The 15,205-nt window shown below is 72.0% G+C and carries 15 protein-coding genes; 7 read left to right on the top strand and 8 right to left on the bottom strand.

Annotated elements, in window-relative coordinates; genetic code table 11:
• Nucleotides 1–10 precede the first annotated feature (10 nt).
• Nucleotides 11–2,068 carry a thioredoxin domain-containing protein gene (locus tag AQI95_RS08975; RefSeq protein ID WP_067120051.1) on the bottom strand — a complete coding sequence of 686 codons (2,058 nt, stop codon included), beginning with the start codon at nucleotides 2,066–2,068 and terminating at the stop codon, nucleotides 11–13.
• Nucleotides 2,049–2,639 (bottom strand): ArsR/SmtB family transcription factor, encoded by a 591-nt coding sequence (locus AQI95_RS08970; protein ID WP_067120049.1) that lies wholly within the window; start codon nucleotides 2,637–2,639, stop codon nucleotides 2,049–2,051. Before AQI95_RS08970 ends, AQI95_RS08975 begins: the two co-directional genes overlap by 20 nt.
• A 124-nt stretch (nucleotides 2,640–2,763) precedes the next feature.
• On the opposite strand from AQI95_RS08970, the gene AQI95_RS08965 reads away from it, so the two are divergent.
• Together AQI95_RS08965 and AQI95_RS08960 are read left to right on the top strand one after the other, a co-directional pair.
• Nucleotides 2,764–3,150: a hypothetical protein gene (locus tag AQI95_RS08965; RefSeq protein ID WP_159056489.1), complete on the top strand. Its 387-nt coding sequence runs from the start codon at nucleotides 2,764–2,766 to the stop codon at nucleotides 3,148–3,150.
• Between the two features lie 153 nt (nucleotides 3,151–3,303).
• On the top strand, nucleotides 3,304–6,516 hold the full coding sequence (locus tag AQI95_RS08960) for a tetratricopeptide repeat protein (RefSeq protein ID WP_067120048.1): 3,213 nt from the start codon (nucleotides 3,304–3,306) through the stop codon (nucleotides 6,514–6,516).
• 8 nt (nucleotides 6,517–6,524) lie between these two features.
• On the opposite strand, the gene AQI95_RS08955 is transcribed toward AQI95_RS08960, so the two are convergent.
• Complete coding sequence (locus tag AQI95_RS08955) at nucleotides 6,525–6,764, bottom strand: hypothetical protein (RefSeq protein ID WP_079071141.1); 240 nt, start codon at nucleotides 6,762–6,764, stop codon at nucleotides 6,525–6,527.
• The gene (mca, locus tag AQI95_RS08950) at nucleotides 6,757–7,638 is read right to left on the bottom strand and encodes a mycothiol conjugate amidase Mca (RefSeq protein WP_079071140.1); all 882 of its coding nucleotides are present in this window, start codon (nucleotides 7,636–7,638) and stop codon (nucleotides 6,757–6,759) included. The genes AQI95_RS08955 and mca overlap by 8 nt, the downstream gene beginning before the upstream one ends.
• Before the next feature lie 101 nt (nucleotides 7,639–7,739).
• Here mca and AQI95_RS08945 point away from each other — a divergent pair, with 101 nt between their 5' ends.
• Together AQI95_RS08945 and greA are read left to right on the top strand one after the other, a co-directional pair.
• Nucleotides 7,740–8,138 (top strand): DUF4307 domain-containing protein, encoded by a 399-nt coding sequence (locus tag AQI95_RS08945; RefSeq protein WP_067120042.1) that lies wholly within the window; start codon nucleotides 7,740–7,742, stop codon nucleotides 8,136–8,138.
• Nucleotides 8,139–8,335: 197 nt separating this feature from the next.
• Nucleotides 8,336–8,836, top strand: coding sequence for a transcription elongation factor GreA (gene greA, locus AQI95_RS08940; RefSeq protein ID WP_067120040.1), 501 nt, complete (start codon nucleotides 8,336–8,338; stop codon nucleotides 8,834–8,836).
• A gap of 88 nt (nucleotides 8,837–8,924) precedes the next feature.
• On the opposite strand, the gene AQI95_RS08935 is transcribed toward greA, so the two are convergent.
• The 3 genes from AQI95_RS08935 to ilvA all read right to left on the bottom strand — a co-directional run bounded on the left by AQI95_RS08935 (nucleotide 8,925) and on the right by ilvA (nucleotide 12,121).
• Nucleotides 8,925–9,674 (bottom strand): ABC transporter permease, encoded by a 750-nt coding sequence (locus AQI95_RS08935; RefSeq protein ID WP_244188690.1) that lies wholly within the window; start codon nucleotides 9,672–9,674, stop codon nucleotides 8,925–8,927.
• 47 nt (nucleotides 9,675–9,721) lie between these two features.
• Complete coding sequence (locus AQI95_RS08930) at nucleotides 9,722–10,750, bottom strand: ATP-binding cassette domain-containing protein (RefSeq protein WP_067120036.1); 1,029 nt, start codon at nucleotides 10,748–10,750, stop codon at nucleotides 9,722–9,724.
• Nucleotides 10,751–10,891: 141 nt separating this feature from the next.
• Complete coding sequence (gene ilvA, locus AQI95_RS08925; protein ID WP_067120034.1) at nucleotides 10,892–12,121, bottom strand: threonine ammonia-lyase; 1,230 nt, start codon at nucleotides 12,119–12,121, stop codon at nucleotides 10,892–10,894.
• Between the two features lie 162 nt (nucleotides 12,122–12,283).
• On the opposite strand from ilvA, the gene AQI95_RS08920 reads away from it, so the two are divergent.
• The 3 genes from AQI95_RS08920 to AQI95_RS08910 all read left to right on the top strand — a co-directional run bounded on the left by AQI95_RS08920 (nucleotide 12,284) and on the right by AQI95_RS08910 (nucleotide 13,845).
• Nucleotides 12,284–12,790 carry a MarR family winged helix-turn-helix transcriptional regulator gene (locus AQI95_RS08920; RefSeq protein ID WP_482255581.1) on the top strand — a complete coding sequence of 169 codons (507 nt, stop codon included), beginning with the start codon at nucleotides 12,284–12,286 and terminating at the stop codon, nucleotides 12,788–12,790.
• Between the two features lie 169 nt (nucleotides 12,791–12,959).
• Nucleotides 12,960–13,463, top strand: coding sequence for a sigma factor-like helix-turn-helix DNA-binding protein (locus AQI95_RS08915; protein ID WP_067120032.1), 504 nt, complete (start codon nucleotides 12,960–12,962; stop codon nucleotides 13,461–13,463).
• 133 nt (nucleotides 13,464–13,596) lie between these two features.
• Nucleotides 13,597–13,845, top strand: a complete 249-nt coding sequence (locus tag AQI95_RS08910; protein ID WP_067120030.1) for a hypothetical protein — start codon at nucleotides 13,597–13,599, stop codon at nucleotides 13,843–13,845.
• Nucleotides 13,846–13,943: 98 nt separating this feature from the next.
• Here the strand turns inward: AQI95_RS08910 and AQI95_RS08905 are convergent, their stop codons facing one another.
• A complete protein-coding gene (locus tag AQI95_RS08905) occupies nucleotides 13,944–15,098 on the bottom strand; it encodes a cystathionine gamma-synthase (protein ID WP_067120028.1) in 1,155 nt (384 codons plus the stop codon).
• Between the last annotated feature and the right edge of the window lie 107 nt (nucleotides 15,099–15,205).

The following is a 15,205-nucleotide window of genomic DNA, read 5'->3' as shown; positions in this document are numbered from 1 at the left end:
TCGACGCAGCTCAGTGGCTGTTGAGCACGTCCCGCAGCCGTTCCGGATCGGTGGTCGGCGCGTCACAGGTGAAGTGACGGCAGACGTATGCCGCCGGGGCTCCGTCCATCAGCGGCCGGTCGACGAGAAGCGGAAACTCGTCGCTCTGCGCCGCGCCCATGGCCACGACGGCACCGGGGGCGGTACCCAGAAGCGCCGTACGGTGCAGGGCGGCCGTCCTCTCGTCCGCGGCGTCGGGTCCGACGACGGCGACCTCCTTCGGCCCGTCGAGGAGGGCCTCGGCGACGGCGAGTCCCCAGCCGATGAACCGGGGCACGCGCGGCCCGAGCGTCGTCACCACCCCCAACGCCCGCTCGGCGGCGCTGCGGTGGGGTGCGGACCCGGTGTGCGCGGCATAGCTGAGCAGGGCTCCGGCCGCGGCGGTCCAGCCGGAGGGGGTGGCGTTGTCGGTGGGGTCCTGCGGCCGGCGGATGAGCTGTTCGGCGTCGGCGGCGGTGTCGTAGAGGGTGCCGTCGTCGGGGTCGGTGAAGCGGGCGAGCACATGGTCGACGAGCAGTCCGGCGAAGTCCAGCCAGACGCCCTCCCCCGTCACGGACGCGAGGGCGAGGAAGCCCTCGGCGACGTCGGCGTAGTCCTCGAGGACACCGGCGTTGGGGCCGACGCGGCCGTCCTTGCTGGTGCGGGCGAGCCGCCCGTGCTCGTCGAGGTGCACACGGACGAGGAGGTCGGCGGCGCCGACGGCGGCCTCGATCAGGTCGGGCCGGTCGAAATAGGCGCCGGTCTCGGCGAGCGCCGCCACGGCGAGGCCGTTCCAGGCGGCGACGACCTTGTCGTCCCGGCCCGGCGCGGGGCGCTCCTGGCGCTTGCGGAGCAGCCTCTCCTTGACGGAGGCGGCCTTGTGGGCGTCGAAAAGGGCATCCTGCTGGGGCAGTTGGAGCACGGACCGGCCGTGCTCGAAGGTGCCCTCGTCGGTCACGCCGTAGTACCGGGCGGCGAGTTCGCCGTCCGTGTCGCCGAGGGTGGCGCGCAGCTGCTCGGGGGTCCACACGTAGTACGCGCCCTCGACGTGCCGCCCGCTCGCGTCGTCGCTGTCCGCGTCGAGCGCCGAGGCGAACCCACCCTCGTCCGTGCGCAGTTCGCGCACCAGGAAGTCGGCGGTCTCCAGGGCGACACGCCGGGCCAGGTCGCTGTGCCCGTCGGCGGCTCCGGCGCCGGCGGTGGCCCGCCACAGATGCGCGTACACCCGGCAGAGCAGGGCGTTGTCGTACAGCATCTTCTCGAAGTGGGGCACGACCCAGTCACGGTCGACGGAGTACCGGGCGAAGCCGCCGCCCAGCTGGTCGTAGATCCCGCCGCGGGCCATGCGCTCGCAGGTGTCCCGGGCCATCTGCAGCGCGCCCTCGGCGCCGGTGCGCGCGTGATGGCGCAGCAGGAACTCCAGCGCCATGGACGGCGGGAACTTCGGCGCCCCGCCGAATCCGCCGCGCTGCGGGTCGTACTCGCGGGTCAGCCCGAGCAGCGCCTGCGCGAGTTCCTGCTCGCCGGGCGCCCGGTCGCCCTGCTGGCTGATCTCCCGCCCGCCGAGGTCGCGCACGATCTTCCCGGCGATCTCGCTCACCTCGTCGCGCCGGGTGTCCCAGGCCTGCCGCACCCCCTCCAGCACCTGCCGGAAGGAGGGCATGCCATGGCGGGGCGCGGGCGGGAAGTAGGTCCCGAAGTAGAAGGGTTCGGCGTCCGGGGTCAAGAAGACGGTCATCGGCCACCCGCCCTGCCCGGTGGCGGCCTGGACGGCCTCCATGTAGACGGCGTCGACGTCGGGGCGTTCCTCGCGGTCGACCTTGACGCTGACGAAGTGTTCGTTGAGGTAGTCGGCGGTGGCCGGGTCCTCGAAGGATTCGTGGGCCATGACGTGGCACCAGTGGCAGCTGCTGTAACCGACACTCAGCAGCAGGGGTTTGCCGGTCCTGCGGGCCTCGTCGAAGGCCTCGGTCGACCAGGGCCACCAGTCGACGGGGTTGTCGGCGTGCTGGAGCAGATACGGGGACGTCTCATGGGCCAGTCGGTTCACCGTTCCACTCTCCCACGGGCTCGGGGACGGCGTAGAAACGCATCAGCATCGGGCGCGCCCCGTCCGGGGCCTCCTCGCGCGGGTGGCCGTAGCGGTCGAGAAGCGCGTGGTACTCACGCACGAAGTCGAGGAGTTCCTCCCTGGTGAGCCAGGTGCCGTGGCGCTGCACCTGGGACCAGCCCTCGGGGCCGCGGTAGTCCTGGTGGGCGCGGCGGTACAGGGCGGTGTCGAACTCGATCTTCAGATGGGCGAGGCGGGCCGCGGCCTCGTACTCCTGCGGGGCCATGGTGGCCGGGTCGGGCGTGGTGTGCCGGAACGGCAGCGACCGCCACCAGCGCTCCCGGCCGCCGGACTTCTCGGGGATCTCCTCGATGAGCCGCTGCTCGGCGAGTTTGCGCAGGTGGTAGCTGGTGGTGCCGGAGCTTTCGCCGAGTTCGCGGGCGAGGACGGTGGAGTTCGCCTCGCCGTGCCGGCCGAGGTATTCGAGGATCCGGCGGCGCAGCGGGTTGCCGAGGGACTTGTAGAGAGCGGTGCGCTCAAGGCTGGTCATCTCGGGCATGCCGTCGGTCATGCCGCCACGGTAACCCCGGGAACCCTGAGAAGACCCTGACAATTGCCGAATTTTCTTTGCAGAGAATTCTCTGCGTTCTACGATGGTGGCAGTCGAAGGGATCGTGAGAGGGGACGGCGTGGGCGTGACCGTGCGGAAGAAGTGGCCCCTGGTCCTGCTGGGAGCGACGGCCGTGCTGCTGGTGCCGTGGATGGTGCTGCTGGCCCTGACCCTGCCGGGCAGCGCGCGGGTGGACAACTGGCCGCTGGCCTGGATCGGCCTCGACGTCCTCATGGCGGCGGGCTGTGCCACCACGGCCCTCCTGGGCCTGCGCGGCGACCCCCGCGCCCGCCTCACCGCCTCCGCGACGGCCGCGACCGCCGCGCTGGACGCCTGGTTCGACATAACGACGGCCGGCACCGGCGCCCCGCTGGCCGAGGCACTGCTGTGCGCGGCGGCGGAGGCGGTGCTGGCCGCGGCCTGTGTCCGTCTCGCCCTGGGCAAGGTCCACGGCCGGGGGCGGACTCCGTGACCTCCGCGACTCGACGGCGGGGCGGCCCGGCGGCCGGTAGAGAAGGTCGACACGAAACCCTCACCGCACCCGCTGATCGTCAGCCCCTCGCCATCCCGTCTCCCCCGAAGGACACTCATAGGCAAGGAAGTTGCGGCCGGAGGGGGACGGAACATGCGGGACGGCCATCGGGCGGAGGCCGAGCGGCTGCTGGTGCGCGCCGTGGAGGAGGAGGTCCGGCGCCTGGGCGGACGGATCGACGGACAGGTGCTGCTGTCGCGGGCGCGCGGCGCGCTGGAGGCGATGGCGGGCACGGCCGGCGAGGAGTACGACGCGTACACCCGGGCACTGGACGAGGCCGAGGCCGGCCGCCTGACCTTCGGGCAGCGGTACGCCCGCGCGGGCGCCGGAACCGCCCTGCTGGTGGCGGTCGTCGCCGCGGTGGCGGCCGCCGTGGCCGACCTGTCCCTCGGCACGGGTACGGGTACGGCCGTCGGCGCGGGCGTCGCCGCGGGCGTGGCCGGTGCCGCCGCCTCCGTGGTGAAGGTGGCCGGTGCCCATCTGCCCGCCGCGCACCACCGCGCGGGCACGGTCGGCCAGCCCGGCGGGCCCGAGCAGCTGCGGCTGCAGTGGCTGACCGCGCTGGAGGTGCGGGGCATCCGTCCCTTCCTCGACCAGCAGCGGGTGCTCAGCGCCTCCACGGGCGCGAAGCGGAGGACGGAATCGGACGCCGCGCCGCGTCGCGGCGCGGACAAGAGCGCGGCGGCCCGCAGGCGCACGGTGCTGGAGCAGTCGTACGGGAAACTCCCGGACAGCGACGGCTTGTTCGCGGGGCGCCGGGCGGAGCTGGCGCGGATCCGGCAGTGGGCGCAGGCGGCCCGGGCGGCCACGGAGACCCGGCCGACGGTGGTCGTGCTGCACGGCGCACCCGGCTCCGGCCGGACCACGCTCGCGGTGCGCGCGGCGCACGATCTGCGCGACCACTTCCGCGGCGCGGTGGTGGTGGATCTGCGCGGCGGCAGGCGGGAGGAGGCGCCGCTGCCGACGCGGGACGCCCTGCTGCATCTGCTCAACCGGCTCGGCGCGCCCCGAGAGCAGTTGCTGTTCCGGGAGCGCTCCTCCCCCGACCAGCAGGTCAAGCGGCTCGGCGAGCTGTACCACCGGCATCTGGCGGGTCTGCCGGTGACGATCGTGCTGGACGACGCCTCGGACCCGGAGCAGGTGCGGGCGCTGCTGCCCGAGCGCTCCGACAGCCTGGTCCTGGTCACCGCCCGTACGGCCCTCGACCTGCCCGCGGACCTGCCGGCCTGGGTGCACCACCTGCCGGTCGAGGCGCTGGACGCGGCCGGCGCCGAGGAACTGCTCGGCACGGCCGCCGAGGACACCTCGGGCCCGTACGACGCCGAGTCCGCCGAGCGGATCCACGCGCTGTGCGAGGGACTGCCCCTGGCACTGAGGGTCGCCGGCTCCGCGCTCGGCCCGCGCTCACCCCGGCAACTGGCGATGGACCTCGGGGCGTACGGCCCGGTGGAACCGGTGGAGCGCGCCCTGTGGCTGCGCTACACCGATCAGCCGGAGCCGTCGCGCCGGCTGCTGCGCAGGCTCGCGCTCGCGGGCCGCGCCTCACTGGGCGCCGCGGCGGCGGCCTCCCTCCTCGCGACGGACGAGGGCGAGGCCACCCGCCATCTGGCCGCCCTCGCCCGGGCCGGCCTCATCGATCATGTGCGCGGCAGCCGCTACCGGCTGCACGACCTGGTGCGCGACTTCGCCCAGGCCCGGCTGCTGGACGAGGAGGACCCGGCCGAGCGCACCGCGGCGCAGGAACGGCTGATCGTGAACTACGCGGAGCTGGCCGACTCGGTGCTGCGCCTGGTGGACGGCAACATGTCGACGCGCTCGCACCAGTTCGACCCGCACGGCTTCACCTCGCTGGACGAGGCGCTGAGCTGGCTGGACGACGAGTCCAGTTTCATCACCGCGGCGCTGCGGCACGCCGAGGGCGTGGACCAGTCGGCGGTGCAGAACCTGCTCGGCGCGCTGTGCGACTACTGCCTGTTGCGCGGCGACCTCTACCGCCTCGGTGAGATCAGCGAGTTGGCGCAGGCCGTGGACCAGGGGCTGCTGGTGCGCTCGGTGCAGTGGCGCACCGGTATCGCGGCCCGGCAGCTGGGCGAGCTGGACAAGGCGCGCACCACGCTGGCCTCGGTGGTGGACCTGTACCGGGAGGCGCACCACGACGCGGGCGCGGCCCGCGCCCTGTGCTCGCTCGGGATCACTCTGCACCACCAGGGCAACCTCACCGAGGCGTCCGCCAAGCTGCAGGAGGCGCTGGATCTGCAGGCCGCACCGGAGCTGGCGACGGACCGGGCGTGGACGATGCACGCCCTGGCCGCCGTCCAGCGCGACCGGGCCCGCCTCGCGGAGGCGCTGGAACTGCTCACCCGTTCCCTGGTCCTGCATCGCGAGGGCGGCTCGCTGCACGGCGAGGCGTGGGCGCACTTCCAGCTCGGCCAGCTGGCGCTGCGGATGGGGGACGTACCGCACGCGGAGACGGAGCTGCGGGCGGCCCTGGAGCGGTACGGCCGCACGCAGGACGCGCGCGGCGAGGCCTGGGCGCTGACCCAGCTGGCCCGGGCCCGTCTGGTGGCCGGTGACGCCTCACCGGCCGTCGAGGCCCTCGGGCAGGCCGCGGCCCGGCATCGGGAGAACGAGGACGCGCGCGGCGAGGCGTGGACGCTGTACTACCTGGGCCAGGCGTTGGAGGAGGCCGGCGAGCTGGACCGGGCGGTGCGCGACCTGGAGCGGTCCCGCACGATGTTCTCCCGGATGCGCGACGTCTACGGCCTGGCCTGCGCCCGGCACCACTCGGCGCGGGTCACCCGCGACCAGCGGGCCGCGCAGACCGGCTCGCTGCGCAACTCCGGCTTCGCCCGGCAGCTCCTCGTGGACGCCCGCTCCGACTTCCAGCGCATCGGCGTCGCCCACGGCGAGGCGTGGACCTGTCTGGAGCTGGCGGTGGTCGACGCGGGCAACGCCCGCACGCAAGCGGCGCTCGCCCTGTCCGACGAGGCGCTGGACCTGTTCGCCTCCTACGGCGACCGGCGCGGCGAGGACTGGGCCCGCTTCCTGCGCTGCACCCTGCTGCCGTACGCGGCGCCGGGCGGGGTGGAGGTGGGCACGGCGGTCGCCCAGGAGGAGCTGGCCCAGCTGGCCCGCGCCGGCCACCCCCTGCGGGACGAGAAGCTGGCGGACTACGTCTCGGCGTACGCCCTGCTGCTGGAACGCGGCGTCACCCTGGAGGACGGCTGGCAGGCCTGGCGGCTGCGCATGACTCCGGACCGCCACGCCCGGGAGGTGATGGGGGTGGCGGTACCGGCGGGGCGCTGACGCCCGGGTCAGCCCCGCTGGGCCGCGGAGTCGGCCTTCTGCCCGGCCTCCGCGTCCGGGGCCTCCTTGAAGTCGACCTTGTTCATGTGCTTGCTCATCGACTTCATCAGGCCCCAGACCGCCAGGGCCATCACCGCGAAGACGATGAAGCCGAGGACACCGGGGGTGACCTTGTTCTCGTCCACCTCCTTGGCGAGGGGGACGAGATGCGTCACTGCCAGGCTCACGCTTGCGCTCATGCTAGGCATTGTCGCGGATGCCCGCGAAGAGGTCGTCCTCGGGGAGGGAGGTATCGACGAGCGACTTCGCCAGCTCGTACTCCTCGGTGGGCCAGACCTCCTTCTGCAGCTCCATCGGCACCTTGAACCAGCCGCCGTCGGGGTCGATCTGCGTGGCGTGCGCGATCAGCGCCTTGTCGCGGATCTCGAAGAAGTCCGCGCACGGAACGTGCGTGGTCAGCGTGCGCTCGGCGCGCTCGATCTCGCTCCAGCGCTTGAGCCACTCGCCGTAGGGCGACTCCAGGCCGTGGTCGAGCATCGCCTGGTGCAGGGCCTCGGTGCGGGGCCGGTTGAAGCCCTGGTTGTAGTAGAGCTTCAGCGGCTGGTAGGCCGCGCCGTACTCGCTCTCCGGGTACTTCTCGGTGTCCGCCGCGCCCTCGAACGCCACCATGGAGATCTTGTGGGTCATGATGTGGTCGGGGTGCGGGTAGCCGCCGTTCTCGTCGTAGGTGGTGATCACCTGCGGGCGGAAGGCGCGGACCTTGCGCACCAGCTCGCCGGCCGCCTTGTCGACGTCCTCGAGGGCGAAGCAGCCGTCGGGCAGCGGCGGCAGCGGGTCGCCCTCGGGCAGGCCGGAGTCGACGAAGCCGAGCCACTCCTGCTTGACGCCGAGGATCTCCCGGGCCTCGTCCATCTCCTTCTTGCGGACCTCGTGGATGTGCTCCTCGACGTACTTGTCGCCCTGGAGCTTCGGATTGAGGATGGACCCACGCTCTCCGCCGGTGCAGGTCACCACCAGCACGTCCACCCCCTCGGACACGTACTTCGCCATGGTGGCGGCGCCCTTGCTCGACTCGTCGTCGGGGTGCGCGTGTACGGCCATCAGTCGCAGCTGGTCAGTCAAGACTCAATCCTCGGTAACTCGGCGCCCCGTGTCTTCGGCGCGAACGGCGGCTTCTATAGTGACGGAATCGGGGGACGAATAATTCCGCGGAGAGGACGATCATGAGTACGGCGAGCACGCGGCTGCCCGAGGGCCGCTACGGCCGCTCCTCGGACGAGCGCGCCGACCGCAAGCTCAAGATCGCCGGTGCCGTGCTCGGCGCTGCCCTGCTCATCCTGGTCGGGTACTTCGCCTACCACTATGTCGTCGAGACCAAGATCAGCGCCCAGGTGATCACCTTCGAGGCCACGGACAACGCGGTGAAGGTGCATCTGGAGGTCCACAAGGATTCCGGCACCGACGGCTACTGCACCCTGCGCTCCCAGGCGGCGGACGGCTCCGAGGTGGGCCGGGCCGACTTCCGCTTCACCGCGTCGGACACACGCGTCGACCAGGTCGTCACGCTCCGTACGACGGCGAAGGGCACCACGGCCGAGCTGCTCGGCTGTCACACTGGCTGACGACGGCGGACGACGGACACTCCCCGGCCGTCACCCGGAATACACACATGCTGACCTGCATTGATGTGATTCTGATGGCTTATGTCCTCCCCCTTACGGCCTTGAATTGTTAGGCTCGTGGTTTCGCCCATCCAAGAGGGAACATTCTTCTGGGTAGGGCGATGCTTTGTATTCCCAGTACCGACGAGGAGCACCCTGTGACCCAGACCAGCGAGAACGTCACCTGGCTGACCCAGGAGGCGTACAACAAGCTCAAGACCGAGCTTGAGTACCTTACTGGTCCTGCGCGCACGGAGATCGCCGCCAAGATCGCGGCCGCGCGCGAGGAGGGCGACCTGCGCGAGAACGGTGGGTACCACGCGGCCAAGGAGGAGCAGGGCAAGCAGGAGCTGCGCGTGCGGCAGCTGACCCAGCTTCTCGAGAACGCCAAGGTGGGCGAGACCCCGGCCTCCACCGACGGTGCCGTCGCGCCCGGCATGGTCGTCACGATCGCCTTCGACGGTGACGAGGACGACACGATGACGTTCCTGCTCGCCTCCCGCGAGTACGCGAGCGCCGACATCGAGACGTACTCGCCGCAGTCCCCGCTCGGCACCGGTGTCCTCGGCCACAAGGTGGGCGAGGACGCGGAGTACGAGCTGCCGAACGGCAAGACGGCCTCGGTGAAGATCCTGAAGGCCGAGCCGTACTCGGGCTGACCGAGCCCCTGCGACTCCCAAGCCCCCGGTGCCCGCCGATCCGGCCGGACACCGGGGGCTTTTGCGTACCCCCGGACCGCCGGGAGGGTCAGCCGGCCGCCCGGCGGTACTTGCGGACCGCGAGCGTGCGGAAGACCAGGATGATCACGACCGACCAGATCAGCGAGGCCCACACGGGGTGCTGCATGGGCCAGGCGTCGGGCGTCTCGAAGCCCGGGGGGAGGTTCCCGAACAGCTCGCGGGAGGCCTGCACCGTGGCGCTGAACGGGTTCCACTCCGCTATGTGCCGCAGGAAGGCCGGCATCTGGTTCGCGTCCACGAACGCGTTCGAGATGAACGTCAGCGGAAACAGCCAGATCAGACCGCCCGAGGTGGCCGCTTCAGGGGTGCGCACGGACAGGCCGATGAGCGCGCCGATCCACGAGAACGCGTACCCGAGCAGCAGGAGCACACCGAATCCGGCGAGCACCTTGCCGAGGTTCTCGTGCGTGCGCCAGCCGACGACCAGGGCGACGACCGCCAGGACGACCAGGGTGAGCGCCGTCTGCACCAGGTCGGCGAGGGTGCGCCCGGTCAGGACCGCGCCGCGCGCCATGGGCAGGGAGCGGAAACGGTCGATGAGGCCCTTGTGCATGTCGTCGGCGATGCCCGCGCCGGCGCCCGCCGTGGCGAACGTGACGGTCTGGGCGAAGATGCCGGCCATCAGGAACTCGCGGTAGGCCTGCGTGGAGTTGGACGCGCCGACCTGGATCGAGCCGCCGAACACATAGGTGAACAGCACCACGAACATGATGGGCTGGATCAGCCCGAACACCAGCATTTCGGGAATCCGGCCCATGCGGATCAGATTCCGGCGGGCGATGACCAGGGAATCACTCGTGGCGCTCACTTCACGGCCTCCTTGCCGGCGTCGGCGGGGCTCTCGTCCTGCTCGTCCTGCTCGTCCGGCTCGTCCTGCTCGTCCCGGGCGGCGGTCTCGGCCACGTGTCCCGTCAGCGACAGGAAGACGTCGTCGAGGGTCGGGCGGCGCAGCCCGACGTCGTCCATCTCGATCCCGCGGATGTCCAGCTCGCGGATGACCTCGGCGAGCAGCCTGGCACCCCCGGCGACGGGGACCGTGAGCCTACGGGTGTGCTCCTCGACCGTGACCTCGCCCTTGCCGAAGCCGCGCAGCACCTCGACCGCGGTCGCGATGTGTTCGCGCTCGTGCACCACGACCTCGACGCGCTCGCCGCCGGTGCGGGCCTTGAGCTGGTCGGAGGTGCCCTTGGCGATGACCCGGCCGTGGTCGACCACCGCGATGTCATGGGCGAGGTGGTCGGCCTCCTCCAGATACTGGGTGGTGAGCAGCAGGGTCGTACCGCCGAGTACGAGCTGCCTGATGACCTCCCACAGCTGCTGGCGGTTGCGCGGGTCGAGGCCGGTCGTCGGCTCGTCCATGAACATCACCGGCGGCGAGACCACGAGGGCCGCGGCGAGGTCGAGCCGGCGGCGCATGCCTCCGGAGTAGGTCTTGGCGGGGCGGTCGGCGGCGTCCGCGAGATTGAACTGCTCCAGCAGCTCCGTCGCGCGCACCTTGGCCGCCTTGCTCCTCATCTGGTAGAGCTGCCCGACCATCTGCAGGTTCTCCCGGCCGGTCAGATACTCGTCGACCGCCGCGAACTGGCCGGACAGACCGATCGAGCGGCGCACGGCGTCGGGATGCTTCAGTACGTCCACACCCGCCACGAGCGCCTTGCCGCTGTCGGGGCGCAGCAGGGTCGTCAGGCAGCGGACGGCCGTCGTCTTACCGGCGCCGTTCGGCCCGAGCAGGCCGAGGACCGTGCCCTCGGGCACGTCCAGATCTACGCCGTCGAGAGCCCTTACGTCGCCGAAGGTCTTCACCAGGCCTTCGGCATGGATGGCGCCTGGCATGTCTGTCTCCACGTCATCGGATACGCCTGCGGTTCTTCCACATGCGTGCAGTGAGCCCACGGCCACTGCGACACACCATAACGCGATGTATCGCGTTGCTCAATGCACTTCACCTGAACGGATGGCGAAGAGGCCGCGGCCTCAGGCGATGACGACGTACCCCGCGTCGCGCAGGGCCTGGTCGACCTCGGCGCAGTGCGCCGGACCCTTCGTCTCCAGGTGCAGCTCGACCTCCGCCTCCGTGAGGCCGAGCCGGGGATCGGTTCGGACATGGCTCACGTCGAGGACGTTGGCGTCGACCACCGACAACACCCCGAGAAGCGTGGCGAGGGCGCCGGGGCGGTCCGTGAGGCGCAGCCGTACGGCCAGGTAGCGGCCCTGCGCGGCCATCCCGTGCCGCAGCACGCGCTCCATCAGCACCGGGTCCACGTTCCCGCCCGAGAGCACCGCGACGACCGGGCCCTCGAAGGCGTCCGGCGCGGCCAGCAGCGCCGCGACCGGGCTCGCCCCGGCCGGCTCCACGACCAGCTTGGCCCGCTCCAGGCACAGCAGCAGCGCGGCCGACAGGTGGTCCTCACCGACGGTGCGCACCTCGTCGACCAGATCGCGGATGATCCCGAACGGCACCACGCCCGGCCGCCCCACCTTGATGCCGTCGGCCATCGTCGCCGGGTGCTCCACCGACACCGGATACCCGGCGGCCAGCGAGGGCGGGTAGGCCGCCGCGCCCTCCGCCTGCACGCCGACGATCCTGACGTCCGGCCGTATCGCCTTCACCGCCACCGCGATCCCGGCCGCGAGCCCGCCGCCGCCGATCCCGACGACGATGGTGCGCACCTCCGGGCACTGTTCGAGGATCTCCAGGCCCACCGTGCCCTGACCGGCGATGACGTCCGGGTGGTCGAAGGGGTGGATGAACACCGCGCCCGTCTCGGCCGCGTACTCCTCGGCGGCGGCCAGCGTCTCGTCGACCACCTGACCGTGCAGCCGCACCTCGGCGCCGTAGTCGCGGGTCGCACTGATCTTCGGCAGCGGGGCGCCCTTCGGCATGAACACCGTGGAGTGGACACCGAGCAGCGAGGAGGCCAGCGCCACGCCCTGCGCGTGGTTCCCGGCGCTCGCGGCCACCACTCCGGCGGAACGTTCCTCCGGAAGCAGACCGGCGATCCGGACATAGGCGCCGCGCAGCTTGAACGAGCCGGTCCGCTGGAGGTTCTCGCACTTCAGCTGCACCGGCGCGCCGACCAGCCGGGACAGGTACCGGCTCCCCTCCATCGCGGTCACCCGCGCCACGCCCGAGAGCATCTTCCGGGCTCCGCGCACGTCGTCGAGGGTGACGCAACGCAAGGAGCCGACCGTGCCGTAGCTCATGACTCCAGCATCGCAGTTCACGCTCGTGCACGACTGGTGTGACCAAGCTCCGAGACCGGTTCGTGCAGCGCCGGTACGTGGCGCCCCCGGGCCGCGTACCCTGTCCCCCAACCCAGCAGCCCTTCATGAAGCGAGCCTCCGGCCATGCCCACAACACCCGAAATGTCGATGGACATGACGACCGTCGGTGACACCGGTCTTCTCGACACCCTCCAGCACGAGGTGGCGGTGTTCGCCCGCCGTGCCGAACAGACGCGGCTCGGGGGTGTGGGGCAGGTGCGCAACTCCATGGACCGGGCGGCCTACCTGCTGCTCAACCGCCTCGACAAGGAAGGCCCCATGGGCGTCAAGGCGCTCGCCGCGAGCATGGGCATCGACTCCTCCACGGTGACGCGCCAGGTGGCTCCGCTGGTCGACTCCGGGCTCGTCAAGCGCACCTCGCACCCCGAGGACGGACGCGCGGTGGTCCTGCAGCTGTCCCCGCGCGGGTGCACCCGGCTCGAAGAGGTGCGCTCCTCCCGGCGTCAGCTGATGGCCGAGCTGACACAGGACTGGGCACCGGAGGAACGCGAGGACTTCTGCACTCTCCTGACCCGCTTCAACCACGCCCTGTCCGCCCGGATGACGGTGCCGGGACCGGGGCCGGCGGAACAGCCGCCGACGTCCTGAGGCGCGGACGCCCCGCCTCCGGCCCCCGCGGACGGCGCGCTCGCGGATACCGGTCGGTTCCGGAGTCTTGACCCCGGGCCCGCCGCTGGCCTCATATGAGACCGGGTCCTGTGTGTCGTACGGGGTTCACCTGTCCGTACCGGGCAGGGCTCCTCCAGGGGGAGGCGCGGTGCGTGATCGGCAGGTGTCCCGAGGTGCCCGCCGGGCCAGGGAGTTCGCGGCGTTCGTCGCGGGCGCGGCGGGACGTCTGCAGCATGCCGCCACGCTGCTCACGGCGGAGGCGCCGGACGCCAACCCGCGCGCGCGGCGGCTGCTGACACTCGCGCTCGCCCACACCTATGCGCACTGGGACCGGCTGCACGGCGAGGATCCGTACGACTGCGCCCGCCAGTACCTCGCCACCCGATTCGCCCGTGCGACCTGGCACCGCTACGGCGCCTTCGGGCGCGCCCGCCCCGATCCACGCAGCCCGCTCGCCGCGCTCACCCCGCAGGAACGGCTGATCCTGGTGCTGCGCCTGTACGAAGGCGTCGCCGAGGAGCAGGCGGCGGCCCTCCTGGGCCTGCCGACGGACCGCATCCACACCATCTGCGACCGCGCGACGGCGACCTTGCTCCACCCGGCCCGCCCGACCGCCCCACGGACCGCGGGCAGGAAGGTGGCGCCGTCGTGAGCGGGAGGCACGAGGAGAGCGTCGGCAGCGTCCGGAGCCTCGGGAACGCCGTACGAGCGGACGGTGCCCGGCGGGGCACCCGCACTCATGGCCGCACGGTCGCGCCGGGCCCCCGGTGCACGAGGAGGGCGGGGTGAACCGGGCCGAGCGGGAAAGCGCCGCGCGACAGCTCATGGAGCAGGCACCGGCGCCGGTGCCGCCGGACCTGTGCGCCGAGGCCGTGCGCCGAGGCGAGCGCCTGCTGCGGCGCAGGGTGCTCGTCCGCCGGGTGCTGTGGCTGCTGGCCTGCGCCGCGGCCGTCGCGTTCGGCGTGTGGGCGGCCCGGGTGCACCCGTGGACGCAGCCGCCCTCCCAGACGACACCACCGATCACCGGCTGGTGAGCCGAGCCGGACGGCCGACGGCACGACGTGCCGTCGGCCGGTGCGTCCACGGGACACCGGCTTCTCGGAAACCGCAGGAAACCGCCGGGAACCGCCGACTAGCCCAAGGCCTGCTGCAGGTCCGCGAGCAGGTCGTCGACGTTCTCGATGCCCACCGACAGGCGGACCAGGTCGGCGGGGACCTCGAGGGCGGAGCCCGCCGCGGAGGCGTGCGTCATACGGCCGGGGTGCTCGATCAGGGACTCGACGCCGCCGAGCGACTCGCCGAGGGTGAACACCTTGGCCCGGTTGCACACCTCGACCGCGGCCTCCTCGCCGCCCTCGACGCGGAAGGAGACCATGCCGCCGAACGCCTTCATCTGCTTCGAGGCGACCTCGTGACCGGGGTGCTCGGGCAGGCCCGGGTACAGCACCTGCGTCACGCGCGCGTGCCGGGTCAGCATGTCGACGACCCGGGTGGCGTTCTCGCTGTGCCGGTCCATGCGCACGGCGAGGGTCTTGGTGCCGCGCAGCACGAGCCAGGAGTCGAAGGGGCCGGCGACGGCGCCCATCGCGTTCTGGTGGTAGGCCAGTTCCTCGCCGAGGCCCTGGTCGGCGACGATCAGCGCACCGCCGACCACGTCCGAGTGGCCGCCCATGTACTTGGTCAGGGAGTGGACGACGACGTCCGCGCCGAGCGAGAGCGGCTGCTGGAGGTAGGGCGTCGCGAAGGTGTTGTCGACGACGAGCTTCGCGCCCGCGCTGTGCGCGACCTGGGCGACGGCGGCGATGTCGGTGATGCCGAGCAGCGGGTTGGAGGGGGTCTCCACCCAGACGACCTTGGTCTTCGGGGTGATCGCGGCGCGCACGGCGGCCGGGTCGCTGGTGTCGGCGACGGACCACTCCACGCCCCAGCGGGTGACGACCTTGGCGAAGAGGCGGAAGGTTCCTCCGTAGGCGTCGTTCGGGATCACCACGTGGTCGCCGGGGCTGAGCAGCGTGCGCAGCAGGGTGTCCTCGGCCGCCAGGCCGGACGCGAAGGCGAGACCGCGGCGGCCGCCCTCCAGCGCGGCGAGGTTCTCCTCGAGGGCGGTGCGGGTGGGGTTGGCGCTGCGGCTGTACTCGTATCCGCCGCGCAGCCCGCCGACGCCGTCCTGCTTGTAGGTCGAGACCTGGTAGATCGGCGGGACGACCGCGCCGGTGAGGGGATCCGCGGTGTTGCCCGCGTGGATCGCGAGGGTCTCGAAGTGCTGACTGATGTGCCTGTCGCTCATGTGCACCGAGCGTAGTGCGCTCGGCAGGATGTTGACGCCCGGACGGCGAGGGGCCGCACCGGACAGAGGGATTTCCCTGTGCGGGCCGCGCTCGGGACCGCCCGCCC

Source organism: Streptomyces yokosukanensis (genome assembly GCF_001514035.1).
GTDB classification, from domain to species: Bacteria; Actinomycetota; Actinomycetes; order Streptomycetales; family Streptomycetaceae; genus Streptomyces; species Streptomyces yokosukanensis.
Note: the sequence above shows the minus strand (reverse complement) of the source record. Positions and strands in the feature narration are given on the sequence as shown.

Coding starts and splice junctions, on each gene's coding strand:
- AQI95_RS08970 (WP_067120049.1), bottom strand. CDS start 2,639: ATGACCGACGGCATGCCCGAGATGACCAGCCTTGAGCGCACCGCTCTC.
- AQI95_RS08960 (WP_067120048.1), top strand. CDS start 3,304: ATGCGGGACGGCCATCGGGCGGAGGCCGAGCGGCTGCTGGTGCGCGCC.
- AQI95_RS08955 (WP_079071141.1), bottom strand. CDS start 6,764: ATGCCTAGCATGAGCGCAAGCGTGAGCCTGGCAGTGACGCATCTCGTC.
- AQI95_RS08945 (WP_067120042.1), top strand. CDS start 7,740: ATGAGTACGGCGAGCACGCGGCTGCCCGAGGGCCGCTACGGCCGCTCC.
- AQI95_RS08935 (WP_244188690.1), bottom strand. CDS start 9,674: ATGGGCCGGATTCCCGAAATGCTGGTGTTCGGGCTGATCCAGCCCATC.
- AQI95_RS08930 (WP_067120036.1), bottom strand. CDS start 10,750: ATGCCAGGCGCCATCCATGCCGAAGGCCTGGTGAAGACCTTCGGCGAC.
- ilvA (WP_067120034.1), bottom strand. CDS start 12,121: ATGAGCTACGGCACGGTCGGCTCCTTGCGTTGCGTCACCCTCGACGAC.
- AQI95_RS08920 (WP_482255581.1), top strand. CDS start 12,284: ATGTCGATGGACATGACGACCGTCGGTGACACCGGTCTTCTCGACACC.
- AQI95_RS08905 (WP_067120028.1), bottom strand. CDS start 15,098: ATGAGCGACAGGCACATCAGTCAGCACTTCGAGACCCTCGCGATCCAC.